At 66.2% G+C, this 19,189-nt stretch carries 17 protein-coding genes; 3 read left to right on the forward strand and 14 right to left on the reverse strand.

Going from position 1 to position 19,189, the window contains the following annotated elements; translation table 11 throughout:
* Nucleotides 1-80: 80 nt before the first annotated feature.
* The 10 genes from KVP10_RS19270 to KVP10_RS19310 all read right to left on the reverse strand — a co-directional run bounded on the left by KVP10_RS19270 (nt 81) and on the right by KVP10_RS19310 (nt 12,283).
* Nucleotides 81-1,208 carry an MBOAT family O-acyltransferase gene (locus KVP10_RS19270; RefSeq protein WP_217966372.1) on the reverse strand — a complete coding sequence of 376 codons (1,128 nt, stop codon included), beginning with the start codon at nt 1,206-1,208 and terminating at the stop codon, nt 81-83.
* A 22-nt stretch (nt 1,209-1,230) separates the two neighbouring features.
* A complete protein-coding gene (locus KVP10_RS21470; RefSeq protein WP_281422024.1) occupies nt 1,231-1,356 on the reverse strand; it encodes a hypothetical protein in 126 nt (41 codons plus the stop codon).
* A gap of 109 nt (nt 1,357-1,465) precedes the next feature.
* The gene (locus KVP10_RS19275; protein ID WP_217966373.1) at nt 1,466-2,656 is read right to left on the reverse strand and encodes a D-alanyl-lipoteichoic acid biosynthesis protein DltD; all 1,191 of its coding nucleotides are present in this window, start codon (nt 2,654-2,656) and stop codon (nt 1,466-1,468) included.
* Nucleotides 2,637-2,873 (reverse strand): acyl carrier protein, encoded by a 237-nt coding sequence (locus tag KVP10_RS19280; protein ID WP_217966374.1) that lies wholly within the window; start codon nt 2,871-2,873, stop codon nt 2,637-2,639. Before KVP10_RS19280 ends, KVP10_RS19275 begins: the two co-directional genes overlap by 20 nt.
* Before the next feature lie 183 nt (nt 2,874-3,056).
* Nucleotides 3,057-4,517 carry an inorganic phosphate transporter gene (locus KVP10_RS19285; RefSeq protein ID WP_217966375.1) on the reverse strand — a complete coding sequence of 487 codons (1,461 nt, stop codon included), beginning with the start codon at nt 4,515-4,517 and terminating at the stop codon, nt 3,057-3,059.
* 144 nt (nt 4,518-4,661) lie between these two features.
* Complete coding sequence (locus KVP10_RS19290) at nt 4,662-6,200, reverse strand: MDR family MFS transporter (protein WP_217966376.1); 1,539 nt, start codon at nt 6,198-6,200, stop codon at nt 4,662-4,664.
* 113 nt (nt 6,201-6,313) lie between these two features.
* Nucleotides 6,314-6,568, reverse strand: a complete 255-nt coding sequence (locus tag KVP10_RS19295) for a DUF3820 family protein (protein WP_217966377.1) — start codon at nt 6,566-6,568, stop codon at nt 6,314-6,316.
* Nucleotides 6,569-6,648: 80 nt separating this feature from the next.
* Nucleotides 6,649-7,527 (reverse strand): SDR family NAD(P)-dependent oxidoreductase, encoded by an 879-nt coding sequence (locus KVP10_RS19300; RefSeq protein ID WP_217966378.1) that lies wholly within the window; start codon nt 7,525-7,527, stop codon nt 6,649-6,651.
* Nucleotides 7,528-7,624: 97 nt separating this feature from the next.
* On the reverse strand, nt 7,625-11,107 hold the full coding sequence (locus KVP10_RS19305; protein WP_217966379.1) for an acetate--CoA ligase family protein: 3,483 nt from the start codon (nt 11,105-11,107) through the stop codon (nt 7,625-7,627).
* Nucleotides 11,108-11,323: 216 nt separating this feature from the next.
* Nucleotides 11,324-12,283: a LysR family transcriptional regulator gene (locus tag KVP10_RS19310; RefSeq protein WP_217966380.1), complete on the reverse strand. Its 960-nt coding sequence runs from the start codon at nt 12,281-12,283 to the stop codon at nt 11,324-11,326.
* A gap of 158 nt (nt 12,284-12,441) precedes the next feature.
* Here KVP10_RS19310 and KVP10_RS19315 point away from each other — a divergent pair, with 158 nt between their 5' ends.
* Entirely contained in the window at nt 12,442-13,425 is a 984-nt protein-coding gene (locus KVP10_RS19315) for a Bug family tripartite tricarboxylate transporter substrate binding protein (RefSeq protein WP_217966381.1), read from the forward strand.
* Between the two features lie 51 nt (nt 13,426-13,476).
* Here KVP10_RS19315 and KVP10_RS19320 read toward each other — a convergent pair whose 3' ends face one another.
* The 3 genes from KVP10_RS19320 to KVP10_RS19330 form a co-directional block, all read right to left on the reverse strand.
* On the reverse strand, nt 13,477-13,683 hold the full coding sequence (locus KVP10_RS19320; protein WP_217966382.1) for a hypothetical protein: 207 nt from the start codon (nt 13,681-13,683) through the stop codon (nt 13,477-13,479).
* Nucleotides 13,684-13,744: 61 nt separating this feature from the next.
* Nucleotides 13,745-14,347 (reverse strand): cysteine dioxygenase family protein, encoded by a 603-nt coding sequence (locus KVP10_RS19325; RefSeq protein ID WP_217966383.1) that lies wholly within the window; start codon nt 14,345-14,347, stop codon nt 13,745-13,747.
* 156 nt (nt 14,348-14,503) lie between these two features.
* Complete coding sequence (locus KVP10_RS19330) at nt 14,504-15,715, reverse strand: MFS transporter (RefSeq protein WP_246600852.1); 1,212 nt, start codon at nt 15,713-15,715, stop codon at nt 14,504-14,506.
* Between the two features lie 390 nt (nt 15,716-16,105).
* Between KVP10_RS19330 and KVP10_RS19335 the strand changes: the two genes are divergently transcribed.
* Together KVP10_RS19335 and KVP10_RS19340 are read left to right on the forward strand one after the other, a co-directional pair.
* Nucleotides 16,106-17,086: an amidohydrolase family protein gene (locus KVP10_RS19335; protein ID WP_217966384.1), complete on the forward strand. Its 981-nt coding sequence runs from the start codon at nt 16,106-16,108 to the stop codon at nt 17,084-17,086.
* A 16-nt stretch (nt 17,087-17,102) separates the two neighbouring features.
* A complete protein-coding gene (locus KVP10_RS19340) occupies nt 17,103-18,086 on the forward strand; it encodes a Bug family tripartite tricarboxylate transporter substrate binding protein (protein WP_217966385.1) in 984 nt (327 codons plus the stop codon).
* Between the two features lie 60 nt (nt 18,087-18,146).
* Here KVP10_RS19340 and KVP10_RS19345 read toward each other — a convergent pair whose 3' ends face one another.
* On the reverse strand, nt 18,147-19,055 hold the full coding sequence (locus KVP10_RS19345) for a LysR substrate-binding domain-containing protein (RefSeq protein WP_217966386.1): 909 nt from the start codon (nt 19,053-19,055) through the stop codon (nt 18,147-18,149).
* Nucleotides 19,056-19,189 lie beyond the last annotated feature (134 nt).

Genomic DNA, 19,189 nt, shown 5'->3' on the forward strand with positions numbered 1-19,189 from the left:
GCATGCGGAGCCGCCCGGACGCCTGGCGGGCGGCGGCCCCGGCGAGCGCGGGGCGATCCGCGAGTGTGGAGCGCCTCATGTCAGACCGGGCTGCGGCCGCTGAACACATACAGCGCCAACATGGCCGAGGCGATGGTGAGCACCCTGCCCAGCAGGCGGGCAGGCCATGTAGCGAGCCACCGCTGCAGCGCCGGATGCTCGCGCGCGGCCAGCAGCAGCCGGTTGTGGATCACCGAGTAGCTGCCGAACATGATGCCGCTGACGATGTAATGCCATTGCAGGCCGTTCCATATGCCCATGCAGAACAGGGTGGCGAAGATGCCGATGTTCTGGGCGGCGAAGCGATGCCGCGAAAAGAAGCGATCCTTGGACAGTGCCTTGTAGATAGGCATGAAGACCACGTCGCGCAGCCATTCCGACAGGCTGATGTGCCAGCGGCGCCAGAAGTCCTGCGGGTTGCGGCTGAGGATGGGGTTGTTGAAGTTGGCCGGCAGGTTGACTCCGAACATCTTGCCCAGGCCCAATGCCATGTTCGAGTAGCCGGCAAAATCGAAATACAGGTAGACGCTGTAGAGCACGGTATTGAGCAGCACGCCGCGCAGGCTGTAGTCGTCGGCCGCCACCTGGGCCAGGCCGCCGATCCAGACCAAGTGGGCGATGGCGAATTTCTGGACCAGGCCCAGCAGCAGGGCTTCGTAGCCTGCGCGCCAATGGCCCATATTGACCTGGGCGTAGCCCTTGTTCAGGTCGGCCTGGAAATTGCGCCAGCGATACATGGGGCCGGCCAGCAGGGTCAGCGGAAAGAACAGGTAGGTAAGGTAATCGACCGGATGGATACGCTCGTTGCCGTGGGCGAACAACAGCACGTCCACCGCCCGGAAGGTCATGAACGACAGCCCCAGCATGCCCAGGAAGCCCAGCGCGTGCGTCTTGACCAGCAGCAGCGGCAGCATGGTCGCCACCACTGCCACGCGGGTGGCGATCAGCTTGCGGCGGCACAGCCACAAGGCCAGGGCGTGCACGGCAAACACGATCAGCGGCTGCAGCGGGTGGTTCTGGAAGACCAGCGCGGCGGTAATCAGGCCCAGGCAGGCCAGCACATAGCGCAGCGGCAGCCTGGCCCAGGCGGCCGCCCGTCCGGCCAGCGATACGCCCAGGCCGGCCAGCAGCGCATAAAGAAAGAAATCGAAGCTTGCGAACAGTTCCATGTGGGATGTGCCGGACCGCGGTTCAGAACTGCTGGTACTCGTACTCGACCTTGATCGGGCCGCCCAGGTCGGACGGGGCGCGGGCCTGCAGCAGGCACACCGCGATCAGGCCCAGGTACAGGCAGACGAGGAAGAGAAAGCGCTTCATGCCGGGCGTTGAGGCTTTGCGGCCCGCGGCCGCCGGGAAACGGAGCCGGCCGATGCTGCGGCACAGGGCCGCCGCGGCGCACGGTACGCGCAGGGAGTTTGCTTGGCGTTCATGGCGTGTGCGGCGCGAAATGCTGGTCTATGGCCTGGTCGGCCAGGGCCCAGCCCAGTTCCGCCAGGTGCATGTCGTCGTTGAAGATACCCGGTACCGGGCGTAGCGGATACATGTTCATGCACGACATGCCGTAGCGCCTGCACATCGCCATGATGCTGTGCACCGTGGGGATGAATCTTTCGGTGTCCAGCACCAGCTTGGAATTGAGCGGCTGCATGATGAAGAAGGCATGCACCTGCTTGTGCGCCAGGTATTCCATGAGCTGGGACAGGTCGGTGAATTCATGGGCTGCGATCGGGTCGCCGCGGGCGAATTCCTGGTGGGTGGGATCGGGAACCAGCGACAGGTGCGTGCGGTAGTACTGGTTGCGCACTGCGTACGGGTTGGCGCTGCTGAGCAGGCGGCCCGTGGCGCGCGCTTCGTCGAGCAGGCGCTGCCAGTCGGCTTGCGGCAGCGTGGGCGGAACGGGAAATACGGTGTGGCGCGTGGCCGCAAGGGCTGCCGGAGTCGGGTCGTAGGCCGGGCCGCTGATGATGGGCTTGCCGGTGATCCACATCTGCAGCTTGTCACGGAAGGTGGCCAGCCGGGCCTGCGCGAGCAGGCCGAGTATGCCCCAGGTTTCGTGGTGGCGCACCCAGTAGATCAGGTTGTCGCGGGCGGCGGGGCGGCTCCACAGGCTGTCGAGCACCGGGCCGGAAATATGTTCGGCAAAGGCGCTGGACGGCAGCTCGCCCTCGGCGGCGAACCATGCCGGCGAGAGCATGATGACCAGCTTGGTGCGCGGCGTGAAGCTGCCCGACAAGGACTGCAGCACGCGGAATATGCCGTAGGACTGCAGCTTGGCGTGTCCGTAGGCGAGCGTGGGCACGCCTAGTTCGGTGGGGAAAAAACGATAGGGTACGAAGCGCAGATCGTGGCTGGAGAGCTCCGACGAGCCCAGGATCACCAGCGTGCCGTCGGCCAGCGCTCGGCTCATGCGCGCGAAATTGACCGATTGCTCGTTCCAGTTGTCGCCCATATTGGGCAGGTAAATGCCCGCCCGCGCATCCAGGCCATCGGTCGCCCGGGGATGCAGGCTGTGCGTCAGATAAGGATTCAGGCCTAAGTAGGCCAGCAGGGCGATGCAGGCGGCGGTCAGTGCGGCGAGCAGGTGCTGGAGCGGACTCTTAAGTGTGCGCCGCCACATATAGGCAGATGCTTTGCACCGTTTCCAGGATTTCCGCGATTTCCGGGGCGGGGATGCCGCAACCGTATTTGTCTTCGATGGCCAGGGTAATGTCTACGGCGGCCATGGAATCGACCAATCCGGACTTGACCAGCGAGGCGTCGGCGGAGACGGGCTTGAGAATGACAGACTCGACGATGGCGAGGATTTCTGTTTCTAGGTTTTCAGCGACCAGCATACGAGGTCTACCTCTTCGGTCTGAGCCGAATAATGTGAGTAATGCTCAGGAAAAATACAACTGAGCATTATCTGCGCATGAAGCTGAATACTTGCTTAACACTATGAATTTACCGGCCCGAGCCGGGCCCGGTGTTGCGGGGCCGCTGCAGTTGCCCCGGGCCGTCGCGGATATGGCGCCGGTTCAGACGAATTTCATGCCCAGCAGGAACAGGGCGGCCGCCAGGATCATGGCCGCCGGCAGCGTCAAGACCCAGGCGAGCAGGATGTTGCGCACGGTCTTGCCCTGTACGCCGGTGCTGTTGGCCACCATGGTGCCGGCCACGCCCGAGGACAGCACGTGGGTGGTGGATACGGGCAGGCTGAAGAAATTGGCCAGGCCTATCGATGCCACCGCCGTCAATTGCGCCGACATGGCCTGGGAATAAGTGATGCTCTGCTTGCCGATCTTTTCGCCGACGGTCTGCACGATGCGGCGCCAGCCGACCATGGTGCCCAGGCCCAGCGCCAGGGCGACAGCGGCGATGACCCATACCGGCGCGTATTCGGTGGTGGCGGTCAGGTCTTTGCGCACGCGGGCCAGGTCGGCGCGTTCGGGCGTGGACAGGCCGGCCATGCTTTCGACGTTCTTGGCGGTGTTGTCCAGGCACAGCAAGTAGCGGCGTACCGCGATGCGTTTGTCGCCGGCCAGCGAGCGGTAATTGTCGACGCCGCTCAGGTCCTGCAGCAATATGGCGGTGGTGCGCGGGGTGTTGCGCGGATCGCAGGCCGGGGCGCCGGCGTCCGCGGCGGTCTGCCGCAGCAATTGCTGGCGCAGCGCCGGGTCGCTGCGTTCGAGTATCTGTTCCAGGTGGGTGGCGGCGTTGCGCGTGTAGTCGATGTCGTAGCTGGTGGCGTTCAGATTGAGCACGAACTGGGCCGGCACGATGCCGATCAGCACCAGCATGATCAGGCCTATGCCTTTTTGGCCGTCATTGGATCCGTGCACGTAGCTCAGCCCCAGGGCCGACAGCACCAGCACCAGCCGGTTCCAGAACGGCGGGTGCTTCTTGCCGTCGGTCTCGCGCCGTTGTTCCGGCGTCCTGTGCATCTTGGAGTCGGCCTTCCAGCGCCGCGCCGCCCATTGCAGTACGCCCGACAGGACGAAGCCCATGATCGGCGAGATCACCAGCGACAGCACGATTTCCAGGGCCTTAGCCCAGTTCACGCCGTCGGCCAGCGCCGTGTGCGTGAGCCAGGCATTGGCGATGCCCACGCCCAGTATCGAGCCGATCAGCGTATGCGAGCTGGAGGCGGGGATGCCGAAAAACCAGGTGCTGAGGTTCCAGGCGATGGCCGCGGCCAGCATCGAGAACACCATGATCAGGCCATGGCCGGTGTCGATGTGGACCAGCAGTTCCACCGGCAGCAGATGCACGATGGCGTAGGCCACTCCCACGCCGCCGGTGAGCACGCCGAGGAAGTTGAAGATGCCCGACAGGGACACGGCGAGGTGCGGGGCGATGGCCTTGGTGCAGATGGCCATGGCCACGGCGTTGGCCGTGTCGTGGAAGCCGTTGATGAATTCGAAGGCGAGCACGAACGCCAGCGCCAGCACGAGGCTGAAGCCTATCCAGAAGTGCAGGCCGGAGAAAATATCGAACATGAGGGAATGGCGGAAAAGGTGGCGCAATTATTGCAGATTTGCGGGCGGCGGACTGCGCGCCTGGCGATCGGACCGTGGTCGTGCGCGCCGGCGGCAGCGGTCCGAAGACCGGCGCGCACCCGCGGCGCCGGTCTTCGGTCTGGCTCAATGGGCGGGCTGGGGACGTTCGACCGGCACCCGTTCCTCGAGCGCCTCGTCCTTGACGAGCATGCTCAAGATGAAGGAGACGAAACCTATCCCCGACGCGACCGAAAAGATATTGCGGAAGGCTTCCTGGGCGCTGCCGGCCAGTTGGGCCTTGACCATCGCGTCCACGTGCACCTGGGCGTCGCCGATCAGGGCCTTGATGATTTCGGCGCCCGAGAACCCCGATGCCGAGGCCGGGGCGTCGGCCTGCAGGGCGGCCAGCAACAGCGCCATCAGCACCGCAATGCCCATGGCCGCGCCCAGCGAGCGGCAGAATGCCGAAACTGCAGTGGCGATGCCTACGTAGCGGTGTTCCACGGCATTTTGCACCGCGACTGTCGAGGTGGGCAGTTGCAGGCCTATGCCCAGCCCCGTGACCGCCATGCAGACCATGGTGGACACGGCCGAGCCCGGCGCCAGAAAGGCCAGCCCGAGTACCGCGATCGGCACCAGCAGGGCGCCGAACATTTGCAGATGCTTGTAGCGGCCCATGCGCGTCATCAGCCGCCCGCCTATGTATGCCCCCGTGGGCACCGCCAGACTCAGCGGCACCAGTTGCAGCGCCGAGCCGTCGGCGCCGGCCTTGGTGAGCATCTGCAGCCGCAACGGTATGAGCACCGACAGCGACACGATTTCGATGAAGGCGATGAACAATATGGCGCAAGACACATTGACCGTGCGGTTGCTGAACATGCCCAGCGGCACGATGGGCTCGGCCGCGCGCCGTTCCTGCCAGTAGAACGCCAACAGGGCGATCACGGTCACGCCGAAAAGCTTGCTGTTCAGGGTATCCAACCATCCTGCGCCCTGGCCGACCCGGGTGATGCCTATGAGCAGCGTGGCCAGCCCCACGATCAGCAATATCGCGCCCAGGAAATCGATGGGCCGCTTGACCTTGGGCACCGGCAGCAGCGCCAGCGCGCGCCGCGAGGACAGCAGGGCCACCAGCCCCAGGGGCAGGTTGATCCAGAACACCCAGCGCCAGGACAGATAGGTGGTGAGCAGGCCGCCGGCCAGCGGGCCGGTGACGCTGGCCACTGCGAAGGCCGCGCTGATGTAGCCCTGGTAGCGGCCGCGGTCGCGCGGCGCCACCACGTCGGCGATGATGGCCTGGGCCACGGAAATCAGGCCGCCGCCGCCCAGGCCTTGCAGGATGCGGGCGCCGACCAGGAAGGGCATGGTGGGCGCCATGGCCGACGCGACCGATGTCAGCAGGAATATCGTGATGGCCGAGGACAGCATCACGCGCCTTCCGTACAGGTCGCCGAGCTTGCCGTAGATGGGAGTGGCCACCGCCACCGCGATCAGGTAGCCCGACACCACCCAGGCCAGCAGGTCCACGCCCTGCAGGTCTGACGCCATCATGGGCAGCGATACCGATACGATGGTCTGGTCGAGTGCGCCCAGCAATATGGCGAGCATCAGGCCGATGATGACGGAGCGCACGTCCGAATGGGACAAGGTGGAGTACAGCGGAACTTCTCGTGTTTGCGGCATTGTCTGCGTGAACGGATGCGGGCCGCAGCGGTGCCGCGGCGGCTCAAGGGCCGGAAAGAGGAATACGGCGCATTGTACGTCCGCAAGGACAGGCGACGGGAATGGAGGCTGGCTCAGGAGGGCGGGAGGCGAGTTCCGCTGCCTGCGTGGCCGCCATGGGCCTCGCGCAGCGGGCGCAGCAAGTCCCTGAGCCCGTTGTGGTCCAGTTCGTACATCAGCGCCAGCATGCGGCCCAGCTCGCCCTTGGGAAAGCCATTGCGGGCGAACCAGCCCAGGTAATGGCCGGGCAGCTCGGCGAGCGGCCGGTCCTTGTATTTGCCATAAGGCATGACGTAGTTCGCCAGCCGTTGCAGGGCGTCGGAGTCCATGGTGCGAAAGTCCGGCATCCGGAAACCGCGTGCCGTCCGCCTGGGCCGCGCCGTTTCCGTGTATTGATCCAATTGACTGTCTATTCTAATTGCCCCCGGGCCTTGGCCAGTTCGTGCCTCGGCTGGTCCCAGCCCGAGTCCGGGACGAACTGGCCGGCCTGCGCCTGCACCTCGGCCAGCCGGCGGCATAGCGTTTCGGCAGGGCCCGCCGCGTCGTCGATGTGGATGCCGCGAGTCATGGTGATGTGGGCGCATTCGTAGCTGCCGCCGCCTGCCAGCAGGATCATGCGCGTGGGGGCCGCGTCGCCGGCCAGGGCGAGTAGTGCGGGGCTGACGCGTTCGGGCGTCATGACGGCTGCCGCGTCCTCCGGCAGCAGGCCCTCGGTCATTGCGGTCGCGGCGCTGGGGGCCAGGCAATTGACGCGGATGTCGTGCCTGGCGCCTTCCAGCGCCAGGGCCTGCATCAGGCCCACCAGCGCCATTTTGGCGGCGCCATAGTTCGACTGGCCGAAGTTGCCGTACAGGCCCGAAGACGAAGTCGTCATCACGATGCGCCCATAGTTCTGCGCCTGCATCCGCGGCCAGACCGCCTTGGCGGCATGCACGGAACCCATGACGTGCACGTCCAGCACCAGGCGGAAGTCGTCGAGCGGCATCTTGGCGAATGTGCGGTCGCGCAGGATGCCCGCATTGTTCACGAGGATGTCGATGCGCCCGAACTCGGCGATCGCGAGTTCGGCCATGGACTGCATGTCTTCGTAGCGTGTGACGTCGCCGGCGCAGGCGACGGCCTCGCCGCCCGCGAGGCGGATTTCATCGGCCACGGCCCGCGCCCCGGCGCCCAGGTCGTTGACCACCACGCGCGCGCCGTGGCGCGCGAGTTCCAGGGCGTGACTGCGGCCCAACCCGCCGCCGGCCCCCGTCACGATCGCTACCCGGGATTGCAATTGCTTGGACATGGTTTCGTTCCTCTGCATCGATGCCGGCGCGCCGCCCCGGAGAGTCTTAGGCCCTCTTCGGGGCGGCTAAGCTGGAAAGCGTGGCCGCGTTTGCTCTTCAACCCGTCCGCTTCACGGGCGGATAGCCGAACGTCCCTTGCAGGTGTGCACGGCCAGGTTGATAGAGCCTCAAGGTCAGGTAAAAGCCTTCTTCGGGCGGTGCGGGCAGCCAGTTTTTGCCCGGCCCCGGGTCGTCCGCCTGGATGGAGATGCTCAGGCCCCCGTCCGCATCGCGCAGCAAGCCCCGCGTCCGGTCGCCGATGGAGTGGCGGCCTATGGGGTTGTCCACCAGCAGGCAGTCGCGGCGGCGGTATAGCGTGATCGACCAGAATGCGCCTACGTCCGGTTCGCCGCCCGGGGGAAAGCGCAGCACATAGCGTCGCGCGCCGCTAAGCGCCGCGCCGTCGGCATCCACTTCGGCCATGATGTACATGGCCTCGTCGATGCCGAGCGTGCCGATCCAGTTGCGGGCCACGCGCGCGCGCGTCAGCAGGTCGTCGCCGAAGCTGTCGCGCACGGAAACGGCGGTGGTCCAGCCCCCGCCCAGCTCGGAAGAATGGGCGGTCTCGCGCAGTTCTGTGTAGACCTCGGCCAGCGCTTGCTGCAGATCCGCGGGCGCCGGCGGCCAGCCGGGCAGCGGGGCGGCCGGCGGATTGCGGGCCAGCATCGTTTCCAGGACACACAGGTATTCGTCCGCTTGCGGCGCATCGGCGTTGCGGCCGTCCAGCAGCGTGTCGATGCGCGACAGCGCCGGCGCGCCGTCCGGCCGCGAGATGGCGTAGCGGTCCTGCAGTGCATGCACCTGCGCCAGGTCCGCAGCATCGGCGTCGGCCAGGATGCGGCCGATGATCCACACGTCGTCGCCCGGCGCGGCAATGCGGTGCATGCCGGCCGGCGCTGATCCCGTCCAGCCGGGCCCATGGACGAACAGGCGTTGTGCGGCGCCGCCGGTGGTGCGCCGCCCCGCATAGGCCCAGGGATTGGTCCACGCGTCGAGAAAGCCCAGCACCCAGTAGCGTTCGCCCATTTCGGGCACGTCGATGAGCAGCGGCCCGGCCGACAGATCGAGCCAGGCATTGGTGAACAGCGTGTCGTTGTTCGGCGTGACGACTTCCTTGTCTTGCGGGCCGCGCAGGCGCCGGGTATGCGTGAACTGGTTGACCCAGCGCATCCTCGATGCGGGGCTGTCGCCGGCATATCCCTGCACCAGATGCCGGCGCGCGGTATTGGCCGCGCGCATGCGCGCCATTTCGAATAGCGGCAGGGTGGCGATCACGGCCAGGCGCGCGGCCGGTGGCGCCTGTGGAGGCCGCACCGCATGCGAGGCCTGCGCCGCCCGGGGCGATTGCAGAACTTGCGTATTCTGTTGCTCTTGCTTTTGTGGTGTCGTCCGTGGCGTTTGCGGCGCATGCGCCACCGCAGCCTGCGCCGCTGCGCGGGTCAGGACGACCGCGTCCAGCGCCAGCGCGCCCTGGCCGCGCGGCAGCACGACGAAGGGATTCAATTCCGCCGCCTCCAAGGTATCGCCGGCCGCGAGCGCGTAACGGGAAATATTGACGATAGCCTCGGCCAGAGCATCCTCGTCCGCGGGCGGCGCGCCGCGGAAACCGCGCAGCAGCGGAGCAGTCTTGAGTTCTTCGATCATTTCGCGCGCCTGCCGCGGGTCCACCGGCGCCAGGCGCAAGGCCACGTCGCCCATTAGTTCGGCCTGCACGCCGCCGGCCCCGAGCATTACCACCGCGCCCAGCGACGGGTCGCGGCGTACGCCGAGTATGAATTCCACGCCGCCGCGTATCATCGGCGCCACCAGCACGCCGTCCACGCGCGCGCCGGGCGCTGCAGATGCGGCGGCAGCGACGATGCGCTCATAGGCGCGGCCGGCCTCGCCGGCGTCGGGCACGCCCAGTATCACTGCGCCGATATCGCTTTTGTGCGTGATGTCGGGAGACAGCACTTTCATCGCCACCGGAAAACCGAGATCGCACGCCTGCACCACGGCTTCTTCCTGGTTGCGGGCGCGACGGGCGGGCACGACGGGTATGCCGAAGCCTTGCAGCAGGTCCATGGCGTCGGCCTCGTTATAGGGGCCGGGTCCGAGCCCGGCCGGCTCGATGGCTATGGGCGCCGCTGCCGGGCGCTGCAATTGGGCGCCGAGGAAATTGACCGCGGCCAGCACGCGTATGGCGCGCGCCGGGTCGGAAAAGCACAGGCAGCCCAGGGCTTCGAGCGCGCGCTGCTGCGAGGTGTCGGCAAGCATGCCGAACATCAGCAGCCGGCCGGGGAACTCGCGCCGCAGGTCCCGCGCCAGTTGCTGCTGTATGTCCCTCATGGCGGGCGTGCTGCCGAAAGCCGCGAGAAAGATGAGCAGGCTGCCGTGGCCGGCTTCGCCGAGCATGACGCGGGCCGCTGCCTCCAGCAGATCGGGCTCGGCCGTCACCTGTCCGGTCAGGTCGACGGGGTTGCGCGTGGAAGCGAAGGGCACGCGCGCCCGGATCCGTTCCTGCGCGGTCGCGGGCAGTTCGGCGACATCCAGGCCGGCCATGGCCGCATCGTCGGCCATCATGACGCCGACGCCGCCGGAGACGGTCAGCAGGCCGACTTTGGGATTGGCGGGCAGGCCCGAGACGGCCAGGCAATGGGCGATGTCGAAGAATTCCTCGATATTGTTTGCCCGCCAGGCGCCGTGCTGGCGAAACAGCGCGTCGTAGGCGGCGTCGTCGCCTGCCAGGGCGGCGGTATGCGAGGCGGCCGTTGCGGCGCCGAGCGTGGTCCTGCCTACTTTCACCAGCACCACGGGCTTGCCTGCGACGCGCGCCAGGTCCAGTGCCCGCCGCAGCCTGGCGCCGTCGCGGCAGCCTTCCAGGTAGGCCATGATGATGCGTGTCGCCGGATTGCGCGCCATCCAGGCGATGCATGCGGCAACGTCGATGTCCGATTCATTGCCGGTGCTGATCCAGGCCGACAGCCCGACGCCGCGCTGGCGCGCCATGGCGTATGCGTAGGCCCCGAAAGCGCCGCTCTGGCTGACGATGCCGACTGTGCCAGGCTGCGCGAGCCCGGTGGACACTACGGGGGAAAACGTTGCGTAGACCGAGCGTGCGGAGTTCATGAAGCCCAGGCAGTTCGGACCGAGCACCCGGATGCCGGCCGCGGCCGCCTTGTCCGCGAAGTCGCCTTGCGCCCGTGCGCCATGCTCGCCCATCTCGGCGTATCCGGCCGAGAACATCACGATGTTCTTCACGCCTGCGGCGATGGCATCGTCCAGCGCCGCCGGAGCCGCGGCGGCCGGGATTGCGAAGATGGCGAGGTCGATGGGCCGGGATATGGCTCGCAGCGAAACATGGGCGGGCAAGCCGGCGATTTCCCCGCCGCGCGGATTGACCGGGTAGATCTCGCCCGCGTAGCCGTGTTCGATCAGGTAGCGCAAGGGCGCTGCGCCGATCTTGCCGGCGCTTGCCGAGGCGCCGACGACGGCGATCGAGGCCGGCGACAGGAAGGAATCGAGATCGGGAAAATCTATGTCTGGATCTGTAGTGCTCATGGGCTGCGTGGCGAGGGTCGGCGGGAATATTCCCGATGCGTTGCGCCCGCGGCATCCGCATTGCGCGGCCGGCGGCATCGCCGTGTGCGGCGCTGTGTGCCGCGCCACTGCTTGTCGTCGCCGCGCCGTGGCGAATGCTCGAGGCTGGGTCGCCTACGATACCTGCCTGCTTTTTATCAGACAAGACGAGATTTCTGAGGAATTTATAAGCTGATCTTATTTGTTGGATATGCCTGCCGCCACAGCCTTGCGTGGGCCGCCGGGGCGCGGCGAAGCATCGCCGTTTGCGTCCGCAGCGGTCTCCAGCGTGTAGTCCAGGAAACTTTCCACCGCGGGCGACAGGCACGAGCGCTCGCGCGCAAAGATGGCGATGCGCCATGTCACGGTGGGTTGCAGCAGGGGGCGGAAGGCCAGCCCGAAGCCTTCAACCAGCGAACGCGCCATCGAAGGGCAGATCGCGTAGCCTGGCCTCACGCGCAGCATGGACAATGCCGTATTGACACGGTGCACCGCCATGATGTCCCTGGGGTGGTAGCGCGGCGGCACGTTGCTCAGCACATTCAGCGCCAGATTGGGCATGTAATTGATCAACTGCCGCTCGCGCAGGTCCTTCCACTTGACTGCTGCGCTTGCGGCCAGCGGGTCGTCGGGGCGCAGCGCCACCCATAAAGGGTCGATGCGGATCAGGTGCGCGTGCACGGCCTCGTCGGTCAACACGCCGGCCGGGCCGAAGCCGATGTCGGCGCTGCCGTCATGCAGGCCCGCCAGCACCCCTTCGATAGGCACGTCGTCGAAGCGGATGTCCACGCCCGGATGGCGCTGCCCGTAACCCGCGATCAGTTCGGGCAGCAGCGTGCAGGACAGGGTCTCGGGCGCGGCTACCCGCACCAGCCCGCGGCGCAGCTCCTTGAGGTTGGTGATGTTCTTGAGCGCCTCGTCGAGATCGGCGAGCACGCGCCGCACCATGGGCTCGAACGCGGCGCCGACCACGGACGCGCCCACGCTGCGCGTGTTGCGATCCAGCAGGCGCACCCCGAGCCGGCCTTCGAGTTCCTTGACCAGGCCGCTGAGCGCCGCCTGCGACAGATGCATGGCCTCGGCAGCCTCGGAAAAACTCCCGCGTTCGAGCACGGCCATGAATGCGCGCAATTGCCTGAGCGTGACTTCTGGTGTCATGGGTGTCCTCTGCATGTCGTCGGCCGACGGTTTCGGCCGAAAATCAATTTATAACCTGGTCTTCTAGATAATCAAGAAAATCAAGCTTGTTCGAATAGTTTGACACACTCTATCCTTCGTCCTGGATCTTTATTCTTATTCGAACTCAGGAGACATGCATGAACATGAACCGACGGACCCTGCTGGGCGTAGCCGCCGCGGGCATCTGCGCCGGCGCGATGCCGGATGTCTTTGCCCAGGGCGGCTGGCCCTCCCGCCCCGTGAAGCTCGTTTCCCCATATGGGGCGGGAGGGCCCAACGACCTGTCCGCGAGATTGATCGGGGCCTATCTGGAGCGCCGCCTGGGGCAGCCCTTCGTGGTCGAGAACAAGACCGGCGCGGGCACGCGCGTCGGCAATAATTACGTCGCGCATGCGCCCGCCGACGGCTACACCATCCTGTATGCCGCCGCGCCTTATTCGACGCTGGAGTCGCTGTACGGCAAGCTCAGCTACGATCCCCGCAAGGACTTGCAGCCTGTGGCCATGGCGATCACTGTGCCGCTGTTCCTGGTCGTCAACGCAAAGTCGCCGGCAAAAACGGCGCAGGAACTGATAGCCTACGGCAAGTCGCAGCCCAACGGCCTGACCTTCGGTTCGCCCGGCTATGGTTCGCTGCCGCATCTGGCGGCCGAACTGGTGCTGCGCGAATCGGGCTCCAAAGGCATCGTGGTGCAGTATCGCGGCGACGTCGCGGCATACACGGACCTGCTTGCGGGCGGACGCATCGATGCCACGCTCACGGCCATCACGGCGGCGCTGCCGCACATCCAGAGCGGCAGGCTGCGGGTGCTGGGGGTAGCCTCGACCGTGCGCAGCGCCATCTATCCGCAGGCGCATACGCTGCCCGAGCAAGGCTTTCCCAAGGTGGTCGCGGCGGGCTGGTATGGCTTCATGGCGCCGGCCGGCGTGCCGCAGGCTATCGTCGAACGCCTGGACAAGGAAATCAACGGCGCACTGCAGGACCCTCACATCAGGCAGAGGCTGCTGGCCCAGGGCATGGAGCCTCATCCCGGCAATGCGGCGGCATTCCGCAAGTTCATTGATGCCGAAATGGATAAATGGGGGCGCGTGATCCGCGCGGCAGGCATCAAGGGCCAGTAAGCCGGGACGCGGGAGCGCGGCGCAGCGTCCGCTGCCAGCGGCGGGGCGGCTTCAGGTGTTGTCGTCTTCGGCTTCGGCTTCGTATTCGAGGTCGGCGAACATCTCGCGCAGCGATCGCGGCCGGTCTTCGAGCGGCTTGAACGCTTCCATCTGGTGTTGCGCCGGCCCGCCGCCGCCCATGTCGCCATGCGAGGACAGATAGAAGGCAGTCATGCGGCGCTGATTGATCTGCCTGATGTATTGCATGATGTGCTTCATGGGCTGGGCTCTGATGATGGCGGGCTTGCGGCGCGCATGGTGCCTGGGCCACGGCCGCGGTTCATCTGTCGCGGCCTGCGGTCGGCTGCATATAGGTCTTGTTGTAGCCATGCACGCGCCCGGTCTCGATATCGAATCCGAGACGGTCGATCAGGGTTTCCAGGGCCTTGCCATACAAATGGAAATGCCGCACGGTCTCGTCGCCGTCGACGTGGATGCTGTGGATGTCGTCGGGCAGGAAGGTGATGGGCGAGCCCGGCTTGACCACGAATTCGCCGGCGTCTTCGAGCTGCGCATGTTCCGGGTCGCTGCCGTCGTCGGTGCGGCGGTACAACTGGTTGCGCTCTTCGCCGCTGAGGGCGGCAATCACCGCCCAGGTGCCGTGATTGTGCGGCTTGGCCGCCTTGCCCGGGTTGATCACGTTGATGTAGAGCGCACAGCTTTCGTCTTCCCGCTGCGCCAGCAGGTAGCGCGAGGAGGCCGCGGCTTGCTCGGGGGCCGGAAAGTCGCTCAGGGGAAACAGTTCCGGGTATTGCGCGAGCTGCTGCAGCTTGTCGCCTATGGCTTGCAGTGTGCCGCGGTCCGGCGCGGCATCGCCCAGCAGGGCGTGGATCTCGACCATGGTGGCTCGAACCCGGGCTTGTCTTTCGGCCTTGATGTCCATCGTTGCATCTCCTTGCAGGGAAGGGGCGGCTATAGCCATACGGTGGATTGTAGCCCCCCGGGGCCAGATGGCGGCCGCGGCGCGGACGGGGCTGTGGCGGCCGGTCTTGCCGCGGGCCGGCCCGGACGCCCGGCCCGCGTATCCGGGACTGCGCGGCTACGACTTCTTGCGCGGCAGCCAGCGCCAGAACACGGCCCCGGCGACGAAGCCTAGCAAGCCGGTGACCACGATGCCCAGCGCCAGCGAGGCGAGCGCCGTGATGGCCGACAGCAGGGCCGGCGCGCCACTGGCGCCGATGTCGGCGATCATCCGCCAGACGCCCAGGAACTGGGTGCGGCCCTCGCGCGGCGAGGCATCGGCGCCCAGCGTCATGACGATGCCCGAGCCTATGCCGTTGCCCAGGCCGATCGTCATCGAGACGATCACGAAGCTCCACAGGCCCGCGGTCGCGGGTATCAGCACCATCGACAGGCCCATGATCAGCACCGACGGCAGCGCCACCCAGAAGCGTCCGTGCCGGTCCATGGCCTTGCCGGAAGGGTAGAAGGCCAGCACGTCGATGGCTGCCACCACCCCGTAGATTATCGAGGTGGCCGTCGGGCTGATGCCCAAGTGGTCCGCCCAGAGCGGAATCACGATCTGGCGCGAGGCGCGCAGCGCGCTTACCAGCAGCACGCCGAAGCCTACGGTGCAATACACCTTCCAGTGGGCGCACAGGATATGGACGATCTTGGGCGGAGGCGGTGCCCCCGCGGCGCCGTGCTTGTGGTCTTCGAGGTCGGGAATCATGTAGGCCAGCACGCCCGAGGCGAATATCGCCACGATGCCCACCCAGTAGGCGCCGGCCAGTCCCATGATGTGCATGGCCGCGGCGCCGACGAAAGGGCCGACGAATACGCCGATGCGCCGGGTGCCGCCCAGCGTCGACATGGCGCGCGCGCGCATGTGCGGCGGCACGGCCTCGATCAGGTAGGTCTGCCGCGCCAGCAGCAGCACCGAGGTCGCCATGCCCACCATGAATACGCCTATCGCCAGCAGCCACACCTGGCCGGGGATCAGGCACAGGACCAGCGCCAGCACGCTCAGTGCCGCGGCCCAGACCATGGCCAGCCGTTCGCCGTAGCGGGCGATGAGCATGGCCGCGGGGATGTTGCTGACCAGGGATCCGATGCCGATCAGGCCCACGATCAGCCCGGCCAGGGCGACCGAGGCGCCTTCGTTGCGGGCGCTGAGCGCGATGATGGGAAGAATTGCGCCTTCTCCTATGCTGAACAGCAAGGCCGGGCCGAAGGCCGCGACGGCGATTTTTTTCAAACTGAAGCTGGTGTCGTTCATCTGGGCGGGACCGGGCTTGCGCGGTCCGGGCATGCATGGACGCCGAATGCCGGGGGCAGCGGGGCAGTCGGCTGGAGGGGCTCCATTGTGAGCCTTGTGGGGACGGCATGCAAATCGGCGGCGCGGCGGTCGGGCGTCCCGGCCGGCAGCCCGGGAGAGTCGCAATGATCCCCATAGGTGATTTGATATTGTTATCGGCCAGCGTCAATCGTCATCTTCCTCGATACACCTCCCCTGGTTAGGATGCGAAGGTCTGTACCCGTCCGGGGACGAGCGACATGGCCTATCCGAGAAATTGCCGGCATGCGGCGGCGTGGCCTGGGGAACTGGGGCCGGGCAATTTGCTCGCGCGCCCGTTGCGCTCATCGCGGCCGGACAGAAGCGCGCGTCCGATACACAACTTCATCCAGGCACAGCCACGACATGAACCTCACCAGCCCCACACCTCCAAGACGTCCCGCCCGCCTGATCGCGCTCGAAGAGCATTTCTTGCATGCCGGCGTGGCCGCCTCATACGACGAGGTCGACCGCGCACTGCTTTCCCCGTCGCGTGTACCCGGCCTGGATGAGCTGGGCGATGCGCGCATCCAGTCCATGGACGAGGCGGGCATCACCATGCAGGTGCTGTCGCACACCAAGCCGGGCGTGCAGGACATGACCGATGCGCGCCAGGCCGTGTTGCTGGCATGCGCCGCCAACGATTACCTGGCCGAGGCGGTAGCCCTGCACCCCGATCGCTTTGCCGGTTTCGCCACCCTGGCCACTTCCGAGCCGGCCGAGGCAGCGCGCGAACTAGAGCGTTCGGTGCGCCAGCTCGGCTTCAAGGGGGCGATGATAAACGGCCACACGCGCGGCGCCTATCTCGACCAGCAGCGCTTCTGGCCGATCTTCGAGGCCGCCGAGGCGCTGGACGTGCCCATCTACCTGCATCCGGCCAACCCCCATCCCGCGGTCTACGAGGCCTACTACAAGGACTATCCGTCGCTGGGCTATGCGCCTTGGGGCTATGCCGTGGAAACCGGCACGCATGTGCTGCGCCTGATCCTCAGCGGGGTGCTCGACCGTTATCCGCGGCTCCGGATGATCATCGGCCACATGGGCGAACTCCTGCCCTTCGCGCTGTGGCGCGCGGACGGCAGGCTCACGCCCAAGTATCCGCAGTTGAAGAAGTCGGTACGCGAATATTTCCTCGACCATTTCAGCGTGACTACGGCAGGCGTGTTCTCCACGCCCGAGCTCATGTGCACCGCAAGCATCGTGGGCTTCGACAACATGCTGTTCTCCGTCGACTACCCCTTCGAGTCGAATGTCGCGGCGTCCACCTGGTTCGAGTCCCTGCCCATTGCCGACACCGACCGCGCCAAGCTGGCCCATTTGAATGCCGAGCGCATCCTGAAATTGTGATCCCCAAGGAATATCAATGAAAATCCTGACTTCCCTGGCATGCGCTGCGGCTCTTCTGGCGGCGGCCTTTCCCGGCGCTGCCGGCGCGCGCGATGCCGCGGCCTTCCCGAACAAGCCGGTGACCTTGGTGGTGCCGTTTACGGCCAGCAGCGGCAGCGACATCATTGCGCGCATCATCGCCCCCAAGCTGGAGGCGCGCTGGGGCCAGCCGGTGATTGTCGTCAACAAGCCCGGCGCCAGCGGCGACATCGGCGCGCGCCAGGTTGCCGTCGCGGCGCCGGATGGCTACACGCTGCTGATGGCCATCAATACCTTCACGATGACGCCGTCCCTGTATCGCAAGCTTCCCTTCGACCCGATACGCAGCTTCGCGCCGGTGGCCAAGCTGGCCACCGCGGGCTTTACCTTTGCCGTCAATCCCAAGGTGCCGGCGCACGACGTGAAATCGCTGATCGCCTATGTGAAGACGCAGGACGGCCATGTCAACTACGCTACGCCCGGCACCGGTACGCCGCAGCATCTGGCCATGGAGCTGTTCAAGTCGCACTTGGGGCTGCAGATCGCGCACGTGCCTTATAAAGGAATTGCCGGGGCCTTGACTGGCCTGGTGGGCGGTGAAGTGCAGATGATGTTCACCACCGTGCACACCATGCTGCCCTTCTTGAAGGACAAGCGAGTGCGCCTGCTGGCTGTAAGCGGCGCGCAGCGCGACCCGCTGATCCCCGATGTGCCTACCTTCCGCGAGCAAGGCATCGATTTCATGGACGGGGTGGACGCCTGGTATGGCGTAATGGCGCCCGCCGGCACGCCACCGGCGATCGTCGAGCGCCTGAACGGGGATTTTGTCGCGGTCATGAGTTCCAGCCAGGTCAAGGCCCAGTTGGCTGACATGGGGCTGTCGGTGCACACCAGTTCTGCTGCCGAGTTCTCCAGCCTCATCAAGCACGACCTGGTGCGCTGGAAAAAAGTGGTCGAGACAGCCGGGATCACGGCCCAGTAAGAGTATCCGCAATATGTGCCGGGCAGACCAGGCATGAGCCCGCCATGCGTATGCCGTTCGCTACGGCCGGGCCGGCGGCTGCACCCGGCCGCTGGCGCGCCTGATCAGGGTACAGAAATAATCGGCCGCGGGCGTCAGGGGCATGCCGGCGCGCTGCACCAGGCAGATAGGCGGGGCGGGCAGGGACTCGCTGACATGTATCTGTTCCAGCACGTCTCTCCACAAGGGGACTTGCACCCATTGCACCGGCATCATCATCAGCAGATCGGAATAAGCCATCGACACCAGGAAGGTCAGCGAAGACTGCGCGCGCATCACCAGGCGCGGCGCCGGCAGGCCGTGCTTGGCGAACAGCGGACCCAGTTCTTCCTCGGCCTTGTGCGTTATGGATGTGGTGATCCATTCCGCATCGACCAGCTCGCGCAGCGAGCGGGCGTGGGCCAGCGGATGGCCCTTGCGCCCCAGGATGATGCGAGTGTTGTCGAACAGCTTTTCGCTGTGCAGCTCGACCGGCACCTGTGCGGGCAGGGGCCCGATGTAGCAGTCGATGGTGCCGTCCTTCAGCGCCGCCTCGACGTGCGGGAACACGGCATCGATGATGCGCAGGTCTACGCCCGGAAAGCGGGCGCGGAAAGGGCGCAGGGCCTCGGGCAGCAGCGTCAGGTGCGGCACGCTCGACAGGCAGATGGTGACGGTGCCGTGTGCCTCGCCGCGCAGTTGGCCGATTTCTTCCTTGGCCAGTTGCAGCTCGTTGCAGGCCGCATTGGCGCGGCGCAGGAATGTCCGGCCCATCTGGGTCAGTTGTACGCCCTTGTGGCTGCGTTCGAACAAGGGCACGCCCAGTTCTTTTTCCAGTTCGTGGATGCTGCGGGTGATGGCCGGCTGGGGGACGTCCAGATGGCGCGCTGCGGCGCGCAGGCTGCCGCGCTCGGCCACCGCGATGAAGTTTTTGACGGCGTTGAATTTCATGTGTGCTCGCGGGGCCCGCGCGCAACGGGCCGGGGCCGCTCTCCTCGTAGGTTTTTATTGCCGCCGTTTCGGAATTCCCGCAATTCCGGCGATTTGCTTGTGATTCATTTTTGGTATCAGGTGCGCAATATTGT

The organism is Candidimonas humi, assembly GCF_019166065.1.
GTDB lineage: Bacteria > Pseudomonadota > Gammaproteobacteria > Burkholderiales > Burkholderiaceae_B > Candidimonas > Candidimonas humi.

What these genes read in the sequence shown, in the direction of transcription:
- KVP10_RS19270 (WP_217966372.1), bottom strand. Translation starts at nt 1,208, where the DNA reads ATGGAACTGTTCGCAAGCTTCGATTTCTTTCTTTATGCGCTGCTGGCC.
- KVP10_RS21470 (WP_281422024.1), bottom strand. Translation starts at nt 1,356, where the DNA reads ATGAAGCGCTTTCTCTTCCTCGTCTGCCTGTACCTGGGCCTGATCGCG.
- KVP10_RS19275 (WP_217966373.1), bottom strand. Translation starts at nt 2,656, where the DNA reads ATGTGGCGGCGCACACTTAAGAGTCCGCTCCAGCACCTGCTCGCCGCA.
- KVP10_RS19280 (WP_217966374.1), bottom strand. Translation starts at nt 2,873, where the DNA reads ATGCTGGTCGCTGAAAACCTAGAAACAGAAATCCTCGCCATCGTCGAG.
- KVP10_RS19285 (WP_217966375.1), bottom strand. Translation starts at nt 4,517, where the DNA reads ATGTTCGATATTTTCTCCGGCCTGCACTTCTGGATAGGCTTCAGCCTC.
- KVP10_RS19290 (WP_217966376.1), bottom strand. Translation starts at nt 6,200, where the DNA reads ATGCCGCAAACACGAGAAGTTCCGCTGTACTCCACCTTGTCCCATTCG.
- KVP10_RS19295 (WP_217966377.1), bottom strand. Translation starts at nt 6,568, where the DNA reads ATGGACTCCGACGCCCTGCAACGGCTGGCGAACTACGTCATGCCTTAT.
- KVP10_RS19300 (WP_217966378.1), bottom strand. Translation starts at nt 7,527, where the DNA reads ATGTCCAAGCAATTGCAATCCCGGGTAGCGATCGTGACGGGGGCCGGC.
- KVP10_RS19305 (WP_217966379.1), bottom strand. Translation starts at nt 11,107, where the DNA reads ATGAGCACTACAGATCCAGACATAGATTTTCCCGATCTCGATTCCTTC.
- KVP10_RS19310 (WP_217966380.1), bottom strand. Translation starts at nt 12,283, where the DNA reads ATGACACCAGAAGTCACGCTCAGGCAATTGCGCGCATTCATGGCCGTG.
- KVP10_RS19315 (WP_217966381.1), top strand. Translation starts at nt 12,442, where the DNA reads ATGAACATGAACCGACGGACCCTGCTGGGCGTAGCCGCCGCGGGCATC.
- KVP10_RS19320 (WP_217966382.1), bottom strand. Translation starts at nt 13,683, where the DNA reads ATGAAGCACATCATGCAATACATCAGGCAGATCAATCAGCGCCGCATG.
- KVP10_RS19325 (WP_217966383.1), bottom strand. Translation starts at nt 14,347, where the DNA reads ATGGACATCAAGGCCGAAAGACAAGCCCGGGTTCGAGCCACCATGGTC.
- KVP10_RS19330 (WP_246600852.1), bottom strand. Translation starts at nt 15,715, where the DNA reads ATGCCCGGACCGCGCAAGCCCGGTCCCGCCCAGATGAACGACACCAGC.
- KVP10_RS19335 (WP_217966384.1), top strand. Translation starts at nt 16,106, where the DNA reads ATGAACCTCACCAGCCCCACACCTCCAAGACGTCCCGCCCGCCTGATC.
- KVP10_RS19340 (WP_217966385.1), top strand. Translation starts at nt 17,103, where the DNA reads ATGAAAATCCTGACTTCCCTGGCATGCGCTGCGGCTCTTCTGGCGGCG.
- KVP10_RS19345 (WP_217966386.1), bottom strand. Translation starts at nt 19,055, where the DNA reads ATGAAATTCAACGCCGTCAAAAACTTCATCGCGGTGGCCGAGCGCGGC.